The 20,061-nt window shown below is 58.8% G+C and carries 18 protein-coding genes and 2 riboswitches; of the genes, 6 read left to right on the top strand and 12 right to left on the bottom strand.

The features are described from left to right. The first annotated feature begins 90 nt into the window (after positions 1-90). On the top strand, positions 91-825 hold the full coding sequence (locus tag EAW52_RS13195) for a ScpA family protein (RefSeq protein ID WP_162997765.1): 735 nt from the start codon (positions 91-93) through the stop codon (positions 823-825). Here the strand turns inward: EAW52_RS13195 and EAW52_RS13190 are convergent, their stop codons facing one another. The 11 genes from EAW52_RS13190 to EAW52_RS13140 all read right to left on the bottom strand — a co-directional run bounded on the left by EAW52_RS13190 (position 826) and on the right by EAW52_RS13140 (position 9,532). Continuing rightward, positions 826-1,551 (bottom strand): cobalt-precorrin-6A reductase, encoded by a 726-nt coding sequence (locus EAW52_RS13190; RefSeq protein ID WP_122042744.1) that lies wholly within the window; start codon positions 1,549-1,551, stop codon positions 826-828. It abuts the gene before it with no gap. Then, positions 1,548-2,639, bottom strand: a complete 1,092-nt coding sequence (locus EAW52_RS13185) for a cobalt-precorrin-5B (C(1))-methyltransferase (protein ID WP_122042742.1) — start codon at positions 2,637-2,639, stop codon at positions 1,548-1,550. The genes EAW52_RS13190 and EAW52_RS13185 overlap by 4 nt, the downstream gene beginning before the upstream one ends. Positions 2,640-2,718: 79 nt before the next feature. Beyond that, the gene (gene cobM, locus EAW52_RS13180; RefSeq protein WP_122042741.1) at positions 2,719-3,507 is read right to left on the bottom strand and encodes a precorrin-4 C(11)-methyltransferase; all 789 of its coding nucleotides are present in this window, start codon (positions 3,505-3,507) and stop codon (positions 2,719-2,721) included. Next, positions 3,504-4,268 (bottom strand): precorrin-3B C(17)-methyltransferase, encoded by a 765-nt coding sequence (cobJ, locus tag EAW52_RS13175; protein WP_122042739.1) that lies wholly within the window; start codon positions 4,266-4,268, stop codon positions 3,504-3,506. Before cobJ ends, cobM begins: the two co-directional genes overlap by 4 nt. Beyond that, a complete protein-coding gene (locus EAW52_RS26650) occupies positions 4,265-5,029 on the bottom strand; it encodes a cobalamin biosynthesis protein (RefSeq protein WP_122042738.1) in 765 nt (254 codons plus the stop codon). Before EAW52_RS26650 ends, cobJ begins: the two co-directional genes overlap by 4 nt. Continuing rightward, positions 5,023-5,721: a precorrin-2 C(20)-methyltransferase gene (gene cobI / locus EAW52_RS13165; protein ID WP_162997640.1), complete on the bottom strand. Its 699-nt coding sequence runs from the start codon at positions 5,719-5,721 to the stop codon at positions 5,023-5,025. The genes EAW52_RS26650 and cobI overlap by 7 nt, the downstream gene beginning before the upstream one ends. Beyond that, complete coding sequence (cbiE, locus tag EAW52_RS13160; RefSeq protein WP_162997639.1) at positions 5,718-6,980, bottom strand: precorrin-6y C5,15-methyltransferase (decarboxylating) subunit CbiE; 1,263 nt, start codon at positions 6,978-6,980, stop codon at positions 5,718-5,720. The genes cobI and cbiE overlap by 4 nt, the downstream gene beginning before the upstream one ends. Beyond that, complete coding sequence (locus EAW52_RS13155) at positions 6,977-7,618, bottom strand: precorrin-8X methylmutase (protein ID WP_122044805.1); 642 nt, start codon at positions 7,616-7,618, stop codon at positions 6,977-6,979. Before EAW52_RS13155 ends, cbiE begins: the two co-directional genes overlap by 4 nt. 4 nt (positions 7,619-7,622) lie before the next feature. Then, positions 7,623-8,651: a sirohydrochlorin chelatase gene (locus tag EAW52_RS13150; RefSeq protein WP_122042735.1), complete on the bottom strand. Its 1,029-nt coding sequence runs from the start codon at positions 8,649-8,651 to the stop codon at positions 7,623-7,625. Further along, positions 8,651-9,337: a CbtA family protein gene (locus EAW52_RS13145; protein ID WP_122042734.1), complete on the bottom strand. Its 687-nt coding sequence runs from the start codon at positions 9,335-9,337 to the stop codon at positions 8,651-8,653. Before EAW52_RS13145 ends, EAW52_RS13150 begins: the two co-directional genes overlap by 1 nt. 9 nt (positions 9,338-9,346) lie before the next feature. Beyond that, positions 9,347-9,532: a CbtB-domain containing protein gene (locus EAW52_RS13140; RefSeq protein ID WP_010798051.1), complete on the bottom strand. Its 186-nt coding sequence runs from the start codon at positions 9,530-9,532 to the stop codon at positions 9,347-9,349. A 95-nt stretch (positions 9,533-9,627) separates the two neighbouring features. Then, positions 9,628-9,843, bottom strand: a riboswitch (cobalamin riboswitch). A gap of 58 nt (positions 9,844-9,901) precedes the next feature. Further along, a riboswitch (cobalamin riboswitch) is annotated at positions 9,902-10,092 on the top strand. Positions 10,093-10,214: 122 nt separating this feature from the next. Here EAW52_RS13140 and cobW point away from each other — a divergent pair. The 5 genes from cobW to EAW52_RS13115 all read left to right on the top strand — a co-directional run bounded on the left by cobW (position 10,215) and on the right by EAW52_RS13115 (position 18,153). Next, a complete protein-coding gene (gene cobW / locus EAW52_RS13135; protein WP_122042733.1) occupies positions 10,215-11,267 on the top strand; it encodes a cobalamin biosynthesis protein CobW in 1,053 nt (350 codons plus the stop codon). A gap of 4 nt (positions 11,268-11,271) precedes the next feature. Continuing rightward, entirely contained in the window at positions 11,272-15,021 is a 3,750-nt protein-coding gene (gene cobN, locus EAW52_RS13130; protein ID WP_122042732.1) for a cobaltochelatase subunit CobN, read from the top strand. 42 nt (positions 15,022-15,063) lie between these two features. Continuing rightward, positions 15,064-16,074 (top strand): ATP-binding protein, encoded by a 1,011-nt coding sequence (locus EAW52_RS13125; protein WP_122042731.1) that lies wholly within the window; start codon positions 15,064-15,066, stop codon positions 16,072-16,074. Continuing rightward, positions 16,056-16,760: a VWA domain-containing protein gene (locus EAW52_RS13120; protein ID WP_122042730.1), complete on the top strand. Its 705-nt coding sequence runs from the start codon at positions 16,056-16,058 to the stop codon at positions 16,758-16,760. The genes EAW52_RS13125 and EAW52_RS13120 overlap by 19 nt, the downstream gene beginning before the upstream one ends. 73 nt (positions 16,761-16,833) lie before the next feature. Next, the gene (locus tag EAW52_RS13115) at positions 16,834-18,153 is read left to right on the top strand and encodes a DEAD/DEAH box helicase (RefSeq protein ID WP_019365046.1); all 1,320 of its coding nucleotides are present in this window, start codon (positions 16,834-16,836) and stop codon (positions 18,151-18,153) included. Between the two features lie 43 nt (positions 18,154-18,196). On the opposite strand, the gene EAW52_RS13110 is transcribed toward EAW52_RS13115, so the two are convergent. Beyond that, entirely contained in the window at positions 18,197-20,020 is a 1,824-nt protein-coding gene (locus EAW52_RS13110; protein WP_122042729.1) for a sensor domain-containing phosphodiesterase, read from the bottom strand. Positions 20,021-20,061 lie beyond the last annotated feature (41 nt).

Below are 20,061 nucleotides of genomic sequence, written 5' to 3'. Positions count from 1 at the left end.
CCTTCGGCACGCATAGAGGCGGCAGTACCGCTGGTTTACGGGCAGGCTTTTACCGAGCTGCCACAGGACTTGTATATCCCGCCAGATGCGCTGGAGGTCTTCCTCGAAGCCTTTGAGGGACCGCTTGACCTGCTGCTTTATCTGATCCGCAAACAGAATATCGATATTCTTGATATTCCAGTGGCCGAGATCACGCGGCAGTACATGGGTTATGTCGAACTCATGAAATCGGTTCGTCTGGAGCTTGCTGCAGAGTATCTGGTCATGGCAGCCATGCTGGCAGAGATTAAGTCGCGCATGTTGCTGCCTCGCTCTTCGGAGGTAGAAGAGGAAGAGGATGACCCTCGAGCTGAATTGATTCGCCGGTTGCAGGATTACGAGCGCTTCAAAAAAGCTGCTGAGGATATAGATACTTTGCCTCGGGTAGGGCGTGACATTACCGTACCCACTTTACCGGCACCTGACGCCAAGGCGCGCAAGCTCCTGCCGGATGTCGGTCTAAACGAGCTGATGCTGGCCATGAGTGAGGTTATGCGGCGGGCGGATCTCTTCGAGAGCCATCAGGTATCACGGGAAGTCTTATCGACTCGTGAGCGCATGAGCGATGTGCTCGAACGCCTCAAGGGGGGGCAGTTCGTACCCTTTATTGCCTTGTTTACTGTCGAAGAAGGCCGTTTAGGTGTGGTGGTGACATTCATGGCTATCTTGGAGTTGGTAAAGGAATCGCTGATCGAATTGGTACAGAACGAGCCCTTTGCAGCGATTCATGTACGGGCCCGAGGCGAAGACGCGCCTGTTGCCGATGCAGATATTGCTCAGTCCTGACTACCGGCCTAGGCCTAGCGCCGTCATCAGGGAATCGATTGCAGTAAATGTCTGGTCCGCCTGTGGCAATGGGGGGCGAGCACGCATCAGGACAGGAATTTTCAAGTCGCGCGCAGCGATCAGTTTAGCCTCGGTGGCGCTGCTGCCGCTGTTCTTGCATACAATCACCTCGATCTCTTGATCTTTCAACAAGGTGTATTCGTCTTCTATCTGGAATGGCCCTCGTGCGTTCAGGAGCGTAACGTTGGAACGAGTCTGCTCCGAAGTGACCAGGCAGCGAACCCACCAGCGCTGGTGACGGGGTATCTCATCGATATGGGTTAGAGGCTCTCGTCCGAGCGCCATCAGGACGCGGGCAAAGGGATAAAGCTGGGCCGTCAGCTCGGGCCAGTGATGCCATTCCCGCCAGTCATCACCCGCGTAAGGATGCCAGGCCGGACGATGCAGCACCCAATATGGGGTACCTGTTTGTCTAGCGGCTTTCTGAGCATGTCGGCTGATCTGTTCAGCGTACGGATGGGTTAGATCGAGCAGCAAATCAATTCGTTGTTCATGAATGAAACGAACCAGCCCATCGATACCGCCAAAGCCACCCACGTGGCAGCGGCAGGGTAAGTCATCGGGTATCTGACCCAGGCCAGCTAGGCTATAGATGGCATCAGCGGGAAGCTGATAGGCAAGGCGCAGACCTTCGCGAGTGCCGCCCAGCAGCAGAATTTTCTTCAAGACGCGCTTCCCATCAGATTGCCGGCGCGGTCGATGGCAAAAACGTCCAGTGCCGTGGCAGCGGGCAGTTTACTGAGCGCCACATTACGAGCGAGTCGGCAGATATGGTCAGCCAGGAGGAAACCGGCCTCATGGGAAAGCTTGAGCGCCTGTTGACTGGTAGTGCAGGAAGCAATAGCCGCTTGCAAGGTGGCGCCTGCGCCGAGAGCTGCCGCCTGCTCAGCTAGCCAGGGCAGGTCTATGCTGGAGCTACGGCTGTGGAGATCCATGTGTCCGGCTGCCAATTTGCTGATCTTGCCAAAACCGCCACAGAGAGACAGTCGTGGCACTGGAACGCGCTTGGTATGTTTTAAGACCGCGCCGACAAAATCTCCCATCTCGATCAAGGCAATTTCAGGCAGACCGAAGTGGGTCCGCATGGCCGCCTCGCTGGCATTGCCGGTACACGCAGCCAGGTGAGACTCCCCGTTGGCGCGGGCAACATCAATAGCCTGCTGAATTGAGGCGATATAGGCTGCGCAGGAAAAGGGACGAACGATGCCGCTGGTACCCAGAATCGATAGCCCTCCCAGGATGCCCAGGCGGGCATTCATGGTCTTTTGCGCCAATACCTCACCGTTTTCAATGCTGATAGTCACTTGGAACCCGCCAGGGTAGCCAGCCTCAAGGGCGAGCCGCTCCAGATGGTGGCGCATCATCTGCCGGGGTACCGGGTTAATAGCGGGCTCACCAACCTCCAGTACCAGACCTGGTCGGGTTACTGTGCCAACACCAGGACCTGCTAGAAAGATAATACCGGGCTCGGCCGTCAGCTCGACCTGAGCGAAAACCCGTGCGCCATGGGTAACGTCCGGGTCATCTCCAGCATCCTTGATGATCGAGGCGGTGGCACCCGTAGCACTACGCTCGCAATGCTCGATGCGAAGCAGAAGGGTTTTCCCGCCCTTGGGCAAGTCGATAGTCAAGGCGTCACAGGTTTCGCCACGCAAGAGCAGGCGTGCCGCTGCCAGGCTTGTGGCCGTGGCGCAGCTGCCTGTTGTAAAGCCGCTGCGCAGCGGACCTTTACGCTCGGGAGATTCCTCGCGCATGGGCGTTGAGTCGTCCTTCAGCCCACCACTGACATGAATGCGTCAGGTTTGGAATGGACGAACGGGCAGGTGAACGGTCTCATGCAGGCGGCTCCTCGCTGGCTTTCTTGCGACGCTTGTATGCCGGACGATATACATGAGCCTTGTCCTCCCGGTAAAGAAAGGATTCGGAAAAATCATCTGGTGCCAGCACACGCCCGACAATAATCAGCGCCGTGCGGTGGAAGCCTTTGGCACGAACCTTAGCCAGGATGTCTTCCAGCGTACCCATTACCCAGTCCTGATCCGGCCAGGTAGCTCGGTGCACCACAGCCACCGGGCAATCGGCGCCATAGTGCGGGATCAGGTCCTCGACAATCTTGTGCAGTCGGTTGATTCCCAGGTGTATGGCAAGGGTTGCGCCATGCCGAGCAAGGTCCGGCAGTTGTTCACCTTCGGGCATAGCTGTCTTGCCTGCATAGCGCGTGAGAATAATGGTTTGAGAGATATCCGGAAGCGTCAGCTCTGTACCGAGCAAGGCAGCGCACGCAGACGTGGCTGTGACGCCCGGTATCACTTCGAAAGGAATGTCCAGCTCACGTAAACGGCGAATCTGTTCGCCAATTGCGCCATAGAGTGACGGGTCGCCTGAATGCACGCGTGCTACATCCTGGCCCTTGGCATGGGCAGCTTCGATCAGCGTCATGATTTCTGCCAGATGAAGCTCGGCAGTATTGATGACTTGTTCGGCTGTGTTGCCTTGGAGAACAGCCTCGGGGACCAGAGAGCCTGCATAGAGAATGACCGGGCAGCTGTGAATCAGGCGCTGGCCTTTGATGGTGATCAGCTCAGGGTCGCCAGGACCGGCGCCGATGAAATAAACCGTCATGCATCGGCTCCCAGTTTTTTAGCATAGCCGCGGGGCGTGTATACCCATTGGCCAACTCGGCGGGTTTCGCTGTTGCCCACCAGCACAATGGTCAGCATATCGACCTGAGCTGGGTCCAGTTCGCCTAGTGTAGTGACAGTGATCTGCTCTGTTGCCCGGGTGACGTTGCGACCGATAATGACAGGCGTGTCTGCTGGGCGTTTTTCCAGTAACAGCTCACGGGCACGTGCCAACTGCCAGGTACGCTTTTGGGAGACCGGGTTGTAGAAGGCCACCACAAAATCTCCCAGGCCTGCCGCACGGATGCGTGTCTCGATGGTTTCCCAAGGAGTGAGCAAGTCTGAAAGCGAGATAGTGCAGAAATCGTGGGCCAGTGGGGCGCCCACACGGCTGGCGCAGGCTTGCAGGGCTGAAATGCCGGGCACTACGGCAATCTCCACCTCGTGCCAGGCGGGCAGCGCCTCGTGCTCCAGTAGCTCGAACACCAGAGTCGCCATGGCATAGATGCCTGCATCTCCGCTGGAAATCAGCGCCACGCTTCGGCCTTCGGCGGCCAGCTCCAGGGAGCGGCGGGCACGGCCGATTTCATCACCCAGCGGGCTATCGTGACGTGCCTTGCCGGCCACGATCTCGCCGAGCAGGTCGACGTAGAGCGGGTAGGCAACCAGGTCTGTAGCGCCTTCCAGCGCGCGGCTGGCAGCGGGGCTCAAGTGCTCCAGCCCGCCTGGGCCGGTACCGATGATAACTAAACGTCCAGTCATGAAGGATCCTGATAGGCGCGTGCAAGAGCAAAGGTCGCACGGGCGTTCTTGTGTTTGGGAATGATCAGCTCGGCCGGACCGCCCGTTACCTGCTCGGCCATTGCAAGGGCCGCTGCCTCTGCCACGCCATAGCAGCCCGTTTCGCGAAAAACGATAGCGGAGCGTTGAGTGAGCTGGTTTTCGTACCGGTTGAGCGTGTCGGACTCGAAAAACCGAATAGGTACATTTAATGTTTCAGCCAGTGCCAGCATGCCGACTTCGTCGTGTTTCAATGCGATGCTGGCGAAGCCATTGATGTCGGCTACGGTCAGCGAATGGGCAGCCAGGGTTTCTGTCATCAGTGTATGTAGTACTAATTCCGGGCAGCCTCGCTCGCATCCCAGGCCAGCAATGTAGAGAGGACGGGTGTAGCGCCGGGCACTGGTGATAACGCATTGAGCCTGCAGCTGCTCCGCCCATTCCTGCGCCCAGGCGTTGGCGCCGCCTTCATGGCCGGACAGCAGGGGAATGATGAACCGACCGGCTTCATCCAACACCAGCACCGGCGGGTCGCGGTACTTGTCTTGCAACACCGGCGCCAGGGTGCGTACGGCGATACCGCTGGCACAGATCAATGCCAACCGATGTCCGGCCTGGAAGCGTTGCTGTACGGTTTCGATAAAAGGCTGAGGACGATGCAGCCACTCGGCACTTCGATCCAGTAACTGCAAGCGTTGAGCGAGCGCAGCGCCGGCATCCGTCAGACTGACGATGGTCAGCATGGCTGTGCCCCGATTAGGAATAAGGCAAAGTAGGGGCCTTGTTCTCCATCAGGCATCGCTTCATGGCATCGAATGATCCGCTGTGTGTCACGGCTGGCGTATTCGACATAAACGCTATCAGCGTCACGTCCGGTACGTCGCAGCAAGCGCATGATTTCACCGTACTGGCGGCCGGGTTTCATGATCACGAGCGGTCCGGGCTCATGCAGGGCGCTGGCCAGCCGCTCCGGGCCGGCAGTGGCGGGTAGGATGCGCAGGCTTTGTTCGAGTCGCGTCAGCGGGTGACGCGCTGCAGCGGCGGCGGCCATGATCGAACTGATGCCCGGCACAATCTGGCAGGGAAACCGTTCGCCCAGCCGGTCATGTAGATAGATGAAGCTGCCAAACAGTAGAGGATCGCCTTCGCATAGAACCGCCACGTCCTGCCCACGCTCAAGCCGATGGGCAATATCAGCAGCAGCTTGATCATAGACAGATAGCGCCGCATCGCGCTGACGCTCGAACGGCATGTAAATAGGCAGCTCCAGCTGATCGATCAGGTGTTCCTGGGCAATGACCCGCGCCTGGGAGGCACCTTGCTGATTTGCAATATAGGCTACTACCGGACACTGCCGGATCAGGCGGGCAGCCTTGAAGGTAAGCAGCTCGGGGTCGCCGGGGCCGACACCGATGCCATAAAGTGTACCAGTCATGGTTTGATTCGCTTGAAAAGAAGTACAGGCAGGTGCGGGCGCATGAGGCGTTGACCGGCGAGACGGTCGCCTCTGGAAACGGCCAACTGGATCCATTCGTCGTCCTGGGCAGGCTCAATTTGTGAAAAGCCATGCAAGGCCATACGCGCATCTTCGGTGACGGCACTGGCGATCAGGCGTCCTCCTGACGGAAGTCGAGCCCAGCATGCTTCAAGAATCGCAGCCAGATCACGGCCGCCACCGCCTACAAATACGACGGTCGGCGATGGCAGTTTAGCGATATGCTCAGGCGCACGGCCTTCATGAATATGCAGGTTCTTGATAACGCCGAAGCGGTCACGGTTCGTAGCAAGATGGGTGAGTCGCTCGGCGTGATACTCCAGGGCATGAACCTGCCCATAGGGGTTCCATCGGGCCCATTCCACCGCTACGCCACCACACCCTGCACCAATATCCCAGCCGATATCACCTGCACGGGGCTCAAGCAGCGAAAGAACACACAGCCGTACCTCGCGCTTGGTCAGCAGACCTCTGCCGGCCTCGTCACCGTCTGTGCTGAACGCGGCGTCGGTGATGCCCGGGAATTCAGGCAGTACGCCACCTGCACCTTGAGTCCTGAAGATCACGACGTTCAAGGGAGAAAAGACTTCAGTCGACTCACTGAGAAGGCTGGCCGTATGAGTGGACACACGTTCCTCATGGGTACCCAGGTTTTCTGCTACCCAAACGGTGGAATCACCAAAGCCTCCGGCAACCAGCTCGTCTGCGATCGCGGCAGGATGGCTGTGGGCATCGGTGAGCGTTGCAAACCAGCGATTGACCTTCAGGGCGGCGCGCAGACTGGAAAGGGGACGACCATGCAGGCTGACCACTTCAGCCTCTTGCCAGGGTTGGCCGATCCGGGCAAAGGCGGCCTGGATACTGGACACTGCCGGATAAAAGCGAAGCTGCTCAGCGGTGAGGTGCTTGCGCAGATGTCCGCCAAGGCCATAAAAAAGCGGGTCGCCAGAGGCAAGCAGGACGATGCGCTGGCCGGAGTGCTCTGCCAGAAGCGACCAGAGCGCTGAAAACGGGCTTGGAAAATAGGCTCGATGAGGAACAGCGAGACCTTGCTGCTCAAGCGCTTCGAAATGACGCGGTGCACCAATAACCAGCTCAGCCGAGTCCAGTGCCTGTCGCGCCTCGGCCGAAAGGGCTTCGCCTGCGAGCCCAAGGCCGATGACTTCCAGCGTAGGGCCATTCCAGGTTCGTTCGCTCACCAGCGTATCCCTTGCTGCACACGTGCCAGTGCATTGAGCGTAGCGGCGGCCAACGCGCTGCCGCCCCGTCGGCCACTGAGCGCTATCCACTCGATGCCGAGTGCTTGCCCATGAGCCATGAGAGCATCCTTGGATTCTGCTGCACCAATGAAGCCAACCGGCATCCCGATGACAAGGGCGGGCCTGGGGCCACCCGTTTCCAAGTGCTCAAGCAGTCTGAACAGGGCTGTCGGGGCGTTGCCAATGACTACAATGCTGCCGGGCAGATAGGGCTCCCACAGCGACAGTGCCGCCATGCTGCGCGTTTCACCCGTTGCTTTTGCCAGCGCCGGGACACGCTCGTCATTCAGAAAGCATAAGGGACGTTCACCAAACAGGCGTCGGGTCAGGCCGTGCCTGACCATTTCGACATCACAGAGGATAGAGGCCTGCGCCTCCACGGCGGCAAGACCGGCTTCCATGGCATGTGGGCTGAAGTGCAGCGCTTCCACAATCTCCGGTTCGCCACAGGTGTGCACCAGGCGCATGGCAATCTGCGCCTGGTCAGGGTCGAAGCGGCTGAGGTCGGTCAATGTCCTGATCTGTTCAAAGGACTGACGCTCGATGGCCTCCGGGTCGCGCTGATAATCGAAGGGCATGCAATCAATCCGCCGGGGTCAGTTTCTGAACACCTTTGAGCGGCGCTGCCTGGGCAGGTGACAGAGCATGATCGTGACTATGGCCATGGTCATGATTGTGGTGGTGATGACCATGATGGTGATGATGATGGTGGTCATGATCGGCATCGGTGCCAATACCGCGCACATGGTGGTGGTGTCCGAACTGGGGAGCACCGACACGGTCTTCGAAGCCGATGATCTGCTCGCGGTAATGGCAAAGCTGGCAGTTCATGTTGCCAGTGCCTTCCTCGGTTTCATGGAGTTTGTCCACCAACGCCTCGATCACCAAGGGATGGTCGTTGAGATAACCGGCCTTGACAACCCGTACCTCGGGATGCGCCTCGGCATAGGCATCTACGTCTGCATAGATGCGATCGATCAGGCGTCCTGTGAAAAGGAAGTAGGGGAATACGATGACATTGCGGTAGCCCAGGCGATGCACGACAGGCAGCGCGTCGGCTACCAGCGGCTTGGTTACGCCGGAATAGCAGGTCTCGGCCCAGGCGAAGCCCATGCCTTCCCACAGGAAGCGCGTGATCTTGGTGATGTTGGAGTTGGCGTCAGCATCGGACGCGCCTCGCCCGACAACGACCAGGAGAGTTTCATCGCGACGGTAACCATCGCCAAACTGCGCTTCGGCCGCCTCGATACGATCGCGTGCCGCGCGCATCATCTTGGCGTTGACGCCCAGTTCCACTCCGTAGGTGATCTTGATTTCCGGGTTCGCGGCCATGAACTCGTTGAGTTCGCTGGGAATGTCGTTCTTGGCATGGCCGGCGGCCATCAGCATGCCAGGAATGGCGGTAATGTTACGAGCACCTTCTGCGATCAGCTTGTTAAGGCCTTCAGCAATGGTCGGGCGGGCGAATTCGAGAAAGCCTGTGGTGCACAGACGATCTGGAAAGCGGCTCTTGAGGTGTTCGGCGAGGCGGAAGAACTCTTCGACGCCCGGCCTGCTGCGAGTGCCATGCCCCACGACGAGAATGGCGGGTGCGCTGTTACTTAAAGTCATCAGGTGTTCTCAGCTGTATCACGGGTGTAGAACCAGGCGCTCAGCCAGCCCAGCACAATCCAGAAAACGGCATTGGAAACAAGTGCTGCCAACTGGAAATGTTGCTGCAGGGATTCAGGGGCCAGGCTTGCCTGTTCGGCAGGTTGTGGTGCGCCAATTATATGGGGCAGCGCCAAAAGGGCCAATGCGGCCAGACGCAACACCCTATGGCGGGTGAAAAATAGCAGGGCCAGGGCGCAGGCTGTGGCAGCCGCGGTGCCGATCCACCAGCCTTGCCGTGCGGTCAGTTCAGCCGCTGCGGTGCCGGGCAGTTCCGGTGGCAGCCCCAGGGAGGGCGCAAGACAAAAGGTCAGATAGCCGGTAGCGCCCCAAAGCAAGCCATGCCAGGCGTGGCGTGGGACTCTTAGCGTAAACAGGCCTGCCAATATCAGGCTGAATCCAACCGCAACGACCAGGTTGCCGCCGAGTGTCGAAAGCGTTCGTTGCCAGCCGTCTTCAGGCGCCCAGGCCTCGTCGTCATGGTGGTGAGCAGGCGTGTCAGCGGCATGCGCGTGCGCTTCACCCGCTACCTCATAGGTTTCGGCTTCCAGGATAAGCGGCGTGATCCAAAGACTCTGCAGCACACTCAGGAGCAGTGCCGCCAGTAGTCCGGCAAAGCCGGCTGTAAAGGCAATCCGTTTGTACATGTCACAGCCTCAATGGCAGGGGAAGCCTTCACTATGACGGGTGTCATGAGCGCCATTATGAATGGCGTCGATGTGTGAGAAGCCGGCTAGAAAGACTAGGCCTGCTCCCAACACGCACGCCAGGGCGGCGGCAGTCAGGCGTTGAGTCAGGGTGCCGGATGCCGTAGGCACATGAGACAGGGATTGGCTATTCATGGATTCCCTCCTAGGAGTGTGGCGAGGATGAGGGAACGCACGAAAGCGCGGTCGCTTGCGCGCCACGCCATTCAGCTGCGCCCGCCCACCGCGGGTTGCTCAATCGTCAATCAGGCCGGTCTCCGGACTTGTGAAGGGGTGGAGCAAGGGGCTCCAACGCCTGCAAGATCGGCCTTCCCATACTCTACAGCCGAGCACAGTGGATATCGATCTACACTCACGTACCGTTGCGGGGGCAGTGCCGGACTTGAACCGGCTTCCCGTTTCACCGCCACGAACCGCGTGGCGACACCTGAAATCAGGCGCAAGCAGACCACGAACACGGGCGAAGCGTCAACTTCATCGATTGACACTCCAGAGTGTCGCTCGTAGCCTTTGCGCCTTCAGGGTGCTTTGGCACATGACCAAAGCTAAGAGGGAATGCGGTGCGAGACCGCAGCTGCCCCCGCAACTGTAAACGGTTGTTTAATCGATGCTTTTCAGGAAGCCACTGCTCTTGGGCGGGAAGGCGAGAAGCGTTGCCGTGAGCCAGGAGACCTGCCTTGAACACATTTCAGAATGCGGCTGCACGTGTGAGCCGTATTCTTTCCGACAACCGGGCGGGGTGATCCGGTGTGGCGTCTGGACTGCGTATGAGCGCGTCTTCGTCATGCCTGCCTGTCCCTTTTTCATAAGGCAGCTCATGAAAACCTTGGCCAAGATTCCTGTCACAATCATTACCGGCTTTCTCGGCGCCGGCAAAACCACATTGCTGCGCCATATTCTGGAAAATGCCCAAGGGCGGCGCATCGCCGTCATTGTGAATGAATTCGGTGAGCTGGGTATCGACGGTGAAATCCTGAAGCAGTGCAGCATCGGATGTACCGAAGAAGAAGCCGCAGGCCGGGTATTCGAGCTGGCTAACGGCTGTCTGTGCTGTACCGTGCAGGAAGAGTTCTTTCCGGTGATGCGCGACCTGGTGGCCCGACGTGCCGATATCGACCACATCCTGATCGAGACGTCTGGTCTGGCGCTGCCCAAGCCACTCGTGCAAGCCTTCCAGTGGCCGGAAATCCGTAATGCGTGCACCGTGGATGCCGTTGTCACCGTGGTGGATAGCCCGGCGGTTGCCCTGGGTACGTTTGCGGCCTATCCCGAAAAGGTCGATGCCCAGCGTCAGCTGGACCCGAATCTGGATCATGAGTCCCCACTGCATGAGCTGTTCGAGGATCAACTGGCAAGTGCCGATCTGGTCATCCTGAACAAGGTAGACCAGATGCCGCAAATGGCCCTGGCGCCCGTCCGTAGCCAGATCGAGAGCGAATTGCCAGCGTCCGTGAAAATCATCGAAGCGAGCAATGGGCAGCTGCCGTTGTCTGTCCTGCTGGGGCTGAATGCCGAGGCCGAGCTGCATATCGACGCGCGAAAGACGCATCACGACCATGAGCCTCATGAGGAGCATGATCATGACGAATTCGACTCGTTTGCGGTCGATCTGCCAGAGGTAGAGGAGAGTGTCTTGCTGGACGCATTGACCGGGCTGGTGCAGCGCCACGGCATCCTGCGTATAAAGGGCTTCGTCGCCATCAAGGCCAAGCCGATGCGCCTGCTGGTGCAAGGGGTAGGTACCCGCTTCGACAAGCACTTCGATCGTGCCTGGAAGGCGGATGAGGTTCGGCAGACACGTCTGGTCGTGATTGGCCAGGATCTGGATCAGGCTGCCATCAGCGCTGAACTCCGCAGCGTACTGGCTTAATACGATGCATCTCCTCAGGACTCAGCCCGGCGGCTTTACTCCCGACGACGGAATCGCCCATCTTGCACAGACCCCGGGTGACCTGGTGATCCTGTGCAGTGCCGATTCTCATCTAGCGCTGCTGGCCGAAGCGGCGCGCGGGCTGCCTGAGGACTTTCCAAGCCTGCGCTTGGCCAACCCCATGCAGCTGATGAATCACGCCTCGGTCGATCTGTATACCGATGAGGTGCTTCAGCATGCCAAGGTCATCATTGTCTCGTTGCTGGGCGGCGCGGCGTACTGGCGCTACGGTGTAGATCAGTTGGCCCAGCTGGCCGCACAAGGTGCCAGGCTGATTCTTGTACCCGGAGATGACAAACCCGATCCTGAGCTAATGGCGTTGGGTAACTCTTCCGTTGAGGATGCCGAGCGGATCTGGCAGTACCTGCGACAAGGCGGCATGGATAATGCCCGCATGCTGTATCGCTTCATCGGCCAGCGATGGTTTGGACGTGAGACGATGTGGGTCGAGCCTCAGCCGCTACCGCGTGTTGCGGTGTATGCGCCAGAGCGTGATAAAGAAAAGGCGCTGGGCTCGTGGCAGCGGCGTTGGCAGGAGGATGGGCCGGTAGCGGCCCTGTTGTTCTACCGCAGTCATCTACAAGCGGCCAATACAGGGTTCATCGATACGTTCTGCGAAGCGTTGATAGCCCAAGGGATCAATCCGTTACCTGTTGCCGTAGCCAGTCTCAAGGAGCCGGAGTGCCTTGCTGAGGTCGAGGCACTGCTGGAGGCGACAGAGACCGAGCTGATCATCAATACGACAGGTTTTGCCCAGTCCAATCCGGATTCTCCTCATCTTCGCCCGTTCCGTCGCGATGTGCCGGTATTGCAGGCTATTTGTGCCCAGGATAACGAGCCGGGATGGCGGGAGAACGCCCAAGGGCTTGGTCCACGCGATCTGGCGATGCACATTGCCTTACCGGAACTGGATGGGCGGATCATCACTCGCCCCGTCAGTTTTAAAGGTCTGGCCTGGCGAGATGAGCGCAGCCAGAGCGATGTGGTCTGTTACCAGCCGGTCTGCGAGCGAATGGCATTTGTGGCTGAACTGGCTCGGCGCTGGATCATGTTGGCTCGATTGCCAAATGGTGAAAAGCGTACCGCCTTGATCCTGGCCAATTACCCGACCCGGGACGGCCGGATTGGTAATGGTGTAGGGCTGGATACGCCTGCCGCTGCACTCAATATTCTCAAAGCGCTGGAGACCGAAGGGTATCCGGTCGAAGGCCTGCCCGAGAGCGGAACGGCCCTGGTCCATTCTCTACTAGGCGGCGTGACGAATGATCTGGGAAGCCTGGATCTACGGCCATGCCATCAAAGCCTGGGGATGGAGGACTACCTGCGCTTTTTCGCCGAATTGCCGCAAATGAATCAGGACGCAGTGCGGGAACGCTGGGGCGATCCCGAGCAGGACCCCATGTTTCGCCGCGGCCGCATGATGGTTGCCGGGCTGCGGTTCGGACTGACGTTTGTAGGTATCCAGCCGGCGCGGGGCTATCACCTTGATCCCAGTGCGGTTTACCACGATCCGGACCTTGTACCGCCGCATGGGTATCTGGCGTTCTATTTTTGGCTGAGGCACGTCTATCGCGCCCATGCGCTGGTGCATGTCGGCAAGCATGGCAACCTTGAGTGGCTTCCAGGGAAGGGTGTTGGTCTGTCTGAAACCTGTTGGCCAGATGCCGTGCTTGGCCCAACGCCCAATATTTATCCTTTCATTGTCAATGATCCGGGCGAAGGGGCGCAGGCCAAGCGTCGTACCCAGGCGGTTATCATCGATCATCTGATGCCTCCGCTGACGCGCGCCGAGAGCTATGGACCTTTGCGCGATCTTGAGCGGCTTGCCGATGAGTTCTATGAAGCGCAACTGCTTGATCCGCGTCGCGCCCGCGAGCTGCAAGGCGATATCGCGAAGCTGTTACGCCGCTCCAGTCTGGACCAGGAGCTGAAACTCTCGGATACCGAAGCGCCCGAAGACTGGTTACCCAAGGTAGACGCCTACCTGTGCGAGCTGAAGGAATCGCAAATCCGCGACGGGCTCCATATCTTTGGTGAGTCTCCGCAGGAGCGCCTGCGGCTTGATACCTTGCTGGCGTTGGTTCGTATTCCCCGCGGTAACGGCCAGGGCGGTAATGCCAGCCTGCTTCAGGCATTGGCTAAAGACCTGGACCTGAATATTGATCCCCTTGATGCTGCGTTGGGAGAGCCCTGGCCTGGGCCGTACCCTGAAGCGTTACAGGCAGTCAGTACGGAGCCTTGGCGTATCGCCGGTGACACGCGTGAACGCCTGGAATTACTGGCCGGTCGACTGATTGAGCAGGCACTGGGCGGTGAGTTGAATGAGGCGCAGTGGCCCTATGCGGGGCAGGTGCTGGCCCAGCTCAAAAGCCATATAGCACCGCTTCTTGACGCCTGCGGTCCGGCGGAAATCGCAGGAATCATCAGTGCATTGGCAGGACGGTTCGTCCCGGCAGGCGCCAGCGGAGCACCTAGTCGAGGCCGTCTGGATGTGTTGCCTACGGGCCGCAACTTCTATTCGGTAGACGTTCGTAATCTGCCAACCCAAACGGCATGGCGAATCGGTTGGCAATCAGCCAGCCTCTTGCTGGAGCGTCATTTGCAGGATCATGGCGATTACCTGCGGCAGCTGGGGCTGTCCGTTTGGGGAACCGCTACCATGCGAACAGGTGGCGACGATATCGCCCAGGCCATGGCATTGCTGGGCGTGCGCCCCGTCTGGCAGGCGGGTAGCCAGCGTGTCAGTGATTTCGAGATCCTGCCTTTGACAATCCTGGACCGGCCGCGTGTAGACGTCACGTTGCGGGTTTCGGGTTTTTTCCGTGATGCCTTCGCCAACCTGATTAGGCTATTTGATGCTGCGGTGCAGGCGGTGGCAGCGCTGGACGAGCCGGACGATATGAATCCATTGGCCGCCCGGGTCCGTGATGAGCAGCGTGTCCTCGAAGCGAAGGGGTTGGCGACTGACGAGGCGCGGCGCCAAGCTGGCTGGCGGGTATTTGGTTCCAAGCCCGGCGCCTATGGGGCGGGTCTGCAAGGCCCGATCGATGAGCGTCAGTGGCAATCTCGCGACGATCTGGCGGAGGTATACCTTAATTGGGGCGGCTACGCCTATGGCGCAGATGACCCAGGCACGCCTGCACGGGAGCGCTTCGTCGAGCGGCTCGGCCATTTACAGGCTGTCTTGCATAACCAGGATAACCGTGAGCACGACCTGCTGGATTCGGACGACTACTATCAATTCCAGGGTGGCATGCTGGCCGCCGCAGAGACATTGCAGGGCGAGGCAGTAGCGTCTTATCACGGCGACCACAGTCAGCCGGAGTCGCCTCGTATCCGTACACTCAAGGAAGAGCTCAACCGAGTCATTCGTTCCCGGGCTGCTAATCCCAAATGGATCGATGGCGTGAAGCGGCATGGATACAAAGGTGCTTTTGAGCTTGCGGCCACGGTGGACTATCTGTTTGCCTTCGACGCCACGACAGCGTTGATCGATGACCACCAGTATGCGCTGTTGGCCGATGCCTATGTGCTCGATCCGGCCACCCGCGAATTCATCCAGCAACACAATCCTGATGCCTTGCGAGAAATGACCGAGCGATTGCTGGAGGCCCAACAACGCGGGCTCTGGCAGGAGCCGGGGCATTATCGGGAAGCGCTGGAAAACATTCTGATGGACAGCGAGGAAAGCTAAGTAGATGTTTCCTCATAATACCAGCCCATTAATGAGCCCTCTATGACTGATACTCCGCAATTTCCTTTGGCTGCCATTGTAGGAGCTGACTCCTTGAAGTTGGCGCTTTGCCTCAATGCCATTGATCCGGGTATCGGTGGGGTATTGATCGAAGGCCCGCGCGGTATGGCGAAATCCACCCTGGCTCGCGGCGTAGCCGCCCTGATGCCGGGTGGTTCATTCGTGACCTTGCCATTGGGAGCCAGCGAAGAGCGTATTACCGGCACACTCGACCTGAACGCCGCCCTAGGTGAAAAGCGCGCTGCATTTTCACCTGGCGTGTTGGCCAAGGCGGATGGCGGAGTGTTGTATGTGGATGAGGTCAATCTGCTGCCGGATCATCTGGTTGACCTGTTGTTGGACGTAGCCGCCAGTGGTGTAAACACCGTGGAGCGCGACGGGATTTCCCATCGGCATCCGGCGCGCTTTGTACTGATTGGCACCATGAACCCCGAGGAGGGGGAGTTACGTCCTCAATTACTGGATCGGTTTGGTTTCAATGTGGCGCTGAATGCCCATCCTGCGCCAGCAGAGCGAGCCGAGATCATGCGCCGCCGTCTGGCGTTCGACCTTGATCCGCCCAGTTTTATTGCCAGTTGGGCCGGAAGCCAGGCGGACCTTGTCGAGCGTTGCCAGGCTGCACGTAGCCGGTTGGCAGGGGTCGCACTGGATGATCTGTCGCTGTCGCGTATTGCCGAGCGCTGTTTTGCAGCGGCAGTGGATGGCATGCGTGCGGACCTGGTATGGCTAAGGGCAGCACGCGCCCATGCGGCTTGGCGCGGTAACGAAAAGATTACTGAAGATGATATCGATGCGGTGGAAGAGTTCGCGTTGCGTCATCGCCGACGACAGCAACCCCCTTCGGAGTTACCGCCACCGCCATCTTCTGATCGTCCCGTCTCCGAACCCTCTTCAAGCCATTCGAAGAGTGAAGGGCAATGGGGTGAGCTACCGCCTCAGGCGACGGCGATTGGCGAAAAACGCTCAGGTGAGGGTTGGCCAAAAAAGCGCTGAGCATTCGCCCGCGTGTAACCCAAGTGGCGGATGCTCGACCTTTACCGGGGAAGGCCAGTAGCGGTCGGCACGGTGCTTCTCGCACAGGTGAGGCAGGGGCAGTTGCCTGGGTACCCACCTTACTGAGGGGGCTTCCTCGACGTGAGGCTGACCTGATACGCCAGCCTCGCTCTCAGTCGCCACGAGAGCATTGGTTGTTCATTGTCGATGCCTCGGCGTCCATGCGACGTCATGGCGCCCTGGTTCAAGCCAAGGGCGTATTGCTGGGTTTTCTCGAGCAGGCTTACCGCGCGCGGGCAAGCGTAGCGGTGCTAGGGGCAACAGGTGTACAGCCGCACTGGCTTGCCCAGGCTCGTCGAGCCAGTCAGCAGGTTCCGGGTTGGCTTGCAGACCTGGGTGCAGGGGGCGGTACTCCCTTGCTTGAATCCCTGAAGCACGCACATGAGTGGCTAAAGCAACACCAATGTCGTCTCGGCAATGAGCCGGTAAGTGTCGTTGTGATGACCGATGGCCGGGTACGCGCCTGGACCTCATTGCCTCGTCTTGATGCGTCTGTCCTTGTCATCGATACCGAGCGTGCTCCGGTTCGTCTTGGACGTGCACGTCAGCTGGCAGCTGATCTACAAGCCGTCTACTGCCACGTCGATGAGCTACCCATTGGGAAGCTGAAACATCCGTTGCGCTAAATAAGGCAGCGATTTTGTTGCGTAACCGGTAGGCTATACAGCAGAACTACGATTTTCTTTGAGGTATGCGTCCTTGTTTTCCGATTTCGACCTGCACGAGCGTCTGCTCAAGGCACTGGACACGCTGAAATTCAAAAAGCCCACGCCGGTTCAGGAGGCCGCCATCGGCCCGGCACTGGATGGGCGAGACCTGCGTGTGACTGCCCGTACCGGCAGTGGCAAGACGGCTGCCTTTGTCCTGCCGATTCTGCATCGTCTGTTGTCCGAGCCCAAACCCCAGGTGGGTGCTCGGGTGTTGATATTGTTGCCTACCCGCGAGCTGGCCCAGCAGACGCTCAAGGAAGTCGAGCGGTTTGCCCAGTTCACGTTTCTAAAGGCCGGACTCATTACCGGAGGTGAGGGATTCAAGGAGCAGGCCGCGGCGATGCGCAAGAATCCCGAGATTCTTATCGGAACGCCCGGACGGCTGATTGAGCATTTGAATGGCGGTAGCCTTGAGTTGGACGATGTCGATTTTCTCGTCCTGGACGAAGCCGACCGGATGCTTGACATGGGCTTTTCCGAAGATGTGCTTAAACTGGCCGACGCGTGCACTTCAGAGTCTCGACAAACGTTGCTGTTCTCGGCTACCAGCGGCGGTAGCTCCCTGCGTACTGTCATAGAACATGTCCTGCGTGAGCCGGAAGTGCTCATGCTTGATCGCACCGGGGAACTCAACGAGGCGGTCACCCAGCAGATCATCACTGCCGATGACGTGGCTCACAAGGAGCGCCTGCTGCAATGGTTGCTGGCCCACGAGACCTATCGCAAGGCCATTGTCTTTACCAATACCCGTGTACAGGCCGACCGCCTGGGTGGCGTGTTGACCGCCAGCAACATCAAGGTTTTCGTTCTGCATGGCGAAAAGGACCAGAAAGACCGCAAGCTGGCGATGGAGCGCTTGAAGCAGGGCGCCGTGTCCGTGCTGGTTGCTACGGATGTAGCGGCCCGTGGCCTGGATGTGGAAGGCATGGATCTGGTCATTAACTTTGATATGCCGCGCAGCGGGGATGAGTATGTCCACCGTATTGGCCGTACCGGACGTGCCGGCGAGGCGGGTACGGCGATTTCGCTGATTTGCCATACCGACTGGAACCTGATGTCCAGCATCGAACGCTACCTGAAACTGCGTTTCGAGCGGCGCGTGGTGCAACCGCTTAAAGGCACCTATCAAGGGCCGAAGAAGCTCAAGGCGTCTGGCAAGGCTGCCAGCACCAAGAAGAAAAAGACCGACACCAAGAAGCCAGTGACGAAAGCCAAGACATCGCCACGGCCCAAGCGCCCCAGCGCTTCCAAGGTGGTCAGCCAGGATGGCATGGCGCCTCTACGGCGTAAGAAGACGGACGCGGAATAAACGAATTGGCCCTGTTGATTACAGGGCCAATTTCGTATCAGAGCTAGTTCGTTGCGTAAGACGGTGAGAAAGGCGAGCCGCCCTGGCCGGAGGGTTGAGGTGTTACGGGGCGCCTGAGCCAGTGCTCAAGCTCAAGCGCGCCCATAGGTTTGGCGATATGGTAACCCTGGCCTTCGTCACAGCCTAGCGCCAGTACACTATCTAGGATTTCCGGCGTTTCCACGCCTTCCGCGGTGACTTCGTATCCCAATCCATGCGCGAGCTCCACCATGGTACGAACGATCAGCGCGTCCTTATCATCGCCCGGTAGGCAGCGAATGAAGCTCTGATCGATCTTGATGTAATCCGTCGGTATCTGGCGGAGATAGATCAGATTGTTGTATCCCGTTCCAAAATCATCGATCGAGATGGATGACCCCAGGTGCCTGAGTGCGTCCAACTGGGTTCGAGCATTCTCAAAATTGCACATGAGCGAGTTTTCCGTCACCTCGAACTCCACGCAGGAGGGCGGTACGCCATGTTTGGCCATCTTCTCCGCTACACGTTCGGCAAAGTCTGGATCGTCCAGGTCGTGGGATGAAATATTGATCGACACATTGAAACAATGGCCGTCTGCTTTCCAAAGCGCATACTGGCTCAAGACAGCATCGATGACCCAGTAACTGATGGAGCGAATCAGGGCCGTTTTCTCAGCCAGTGCTATGAATTCGGTAGGCCCAATGGCGCCCAGCTTGGGATGAGCCCAGCGCAACAGGGCTTCCACGCAGCGGCAGGTACCCGACTTGAGGTCTACGCGAGGCTGATAAAACAGGGAGAGCTGACCTTCGCTGTGCAGGGCGACCGGCAGGCTGCTCAACAGGGCAAAGGCCCGTTGCTGGGCAAGGTCGTGAGCGGAGTCGTAATAACGGCTCCCCATTCTACGTTCGCGGGCTATATCGGCCGTCGAGATGAGCGCCCTCAGCCAATCACGGGTGTCGCCGGGCTTGAGCTTGAGAATCCCAAGACCGGGACGGGTTTCAATCGGGATGCCGTTGTAGTCGATAAGCCCTGTCATGCCGCGCTCGATGCAATCAAGCACTTCCTTGTCTTGCAGATCGGTCATGCCGTGAATCAGAAATGCAAAGCGGGCCGTACCGATGGAGTACAGCCTTATTCCCGAGGGCAACAGGGAAAGCAGTCGCTCCTTGATGGACTGGAGCAGTCCTTCGTAGTGGTCCTGGCCCAGCGCATTGAGCAGGCCATTGAGATAGAACGGGTCGAACACATCCATGGAGACGGCCAGCAGCTCTTCGGAGCTGCGCAGCATCGATTCGGCATCTTCCAGCAGACGGCTGCGGTTAGGCAGCTGGGTAATAGGATCTACGTAGCTGAGTGAACGCAGCGTCTCGATGCGCTCCATCAGCATATCGCGCAATTTACTAAGGAGTCGTACCTGGGCACCACTGAGCTCAGACCGTGGGTTGGTATCTATCAGGCATAAGGTGCCTAAGGCCAGGCCTTCGTGGGTCCGTAACGGGATGCCGGCATAGAAGCGTATGCCAGGGTTGCCGGTCACTAGCGGGTTATCCTTGAACCGTGGGTCGGTCTGGGCATCACGCACCTGCATGATGTTTTCATCCAGGATGGCATGAGAGCAAAATGAGATATCCCGAGGCGTTTCCTGCGCGTCGAGTCCGCGGATAGACTTGAACCATTGTCGATGCTCATCCACCAGCGAAACGATGGCAATAGGCACGTCGAAGAGTTCGGTAGCAATTTCGGCTATGTGGTCAAATGCGGGGTCAGCTGGGCTGTCCAGCAAGTTTGAACTGCGTAAAGCAGCCAAGCGCTCTGTTTCATTAGGCGGAAGGGCAGCGCCGTTACTCATAAGCTAAATCCTGCAGACATGTCTGCTAAATAACACACCCA

The sequence above is a fragment of the Pseudomonas sp. LTJR-52 genome (assembly GCF_003691465.1).
Classification (GTDB): Bacteria; Pseudomonadota; Gammaproteobacteria; order Pseudomonadales; family Pseudomonadaceae; genus Chryseomonas; species Chryseomonas luteola.
This window is presented reverse-complemented; position numbering and strand designations above follow the sequence as displayed.

Excerpts from the sequence above, each read along its gene's own strand:
- EAW52_RS13185 (WP_122042742.1), bottom strand. The coding sequence starts at position 2,639 with ATGCGCGAGGAATCTCCCGAGCGTAAAGGTCCGCTGCGCAGCGGCTTT.
- cobM (WP_122042741.1), bottom strand. The coding sequence starts at position 3,507 with ATGACGGTTTATTTCATCGGCGCCGGTCCTGGCGACCCTGAGCTGATC.
- cobJ (WP_122042739.1), bottom strand. The coding sequence starts at position 4,268 with ATGACTGGACGTTTAGTTATCATCGGTACCGGCCCAGGCGGGCTGGAG.
- EAW52_RS26650 (WP_122042738.1), bottom strand. The coding sequence starts at position 5,029 with ATGCTGACCATCGTCAGTCTGACGGATGCCGGCGCTGCGCTCGCTCAA.
- cobI (WP_162997640.1), bottom strand. The coding sequence starts at position 5,721 with ATGACTGGTACACTTTATGGCATCGGTGTCGGCCCCGGCGACCCCGAG.
- EAW52_RS13155 (WP_122044805.1), bottom strand. The coding sequence starts at position 7,618 with ATGCCCTTCGATTATCAGCGCGACCCGGAGGCCATCGAGCGTCAGTCC.
- EAW52_RS13150 (WP_122042735.1), bottom strand. The coding sequence starts at position 8,651 with ATGACTTTAAGTAACAGCGCACCCGCCATTCTCGTCGTGGGGCATGGC.
- EAW52_RS13145 (WP_122042734.1), bottom strand. The coding sequence starts at position 9,337 with ATGTACAAACGGATTGCCTTTACAGCCGGCTTTGCCGGACTACTGGCG.
- EAW52_RS13140 (WP_010798051.1), bottom strand. The coding sequence starts at position 9,532 with ATGAATAGCCAATCCCTGTCTCATGTGCCTACGGCATCCGGCACCCTG.
- cobW (WP_122042733.1), top strand. The coding sequence starts at position 10,215 with ATGAAAACCTTGGCCAAGATTCCTGTCACAATCATTACCGGCTTTCTC.
- cobN (WP_122042732.1), top strand. The coding sequence starts at position 11,272 with ATGCATCTCCTCAGGACTCAGCCCGGCGGCTTTACTCCCGACGACGGA.
- EAW52_RS13125 (WP_122042731.1), top strand. The coding sequence starts at position 15,064 with ATGACTGATACTCCGCAATTTCCTTTGGCTGCCATTGTAGGAGCTGAC.
- EAW52_RS13110 (WP_122042729.1), bottom strand. The coding sequence starts at position 20,020 with ATGAGTAACGGCGCTGCCCTTCCGCCTAATGAAACAGAGCGCTTGGCT.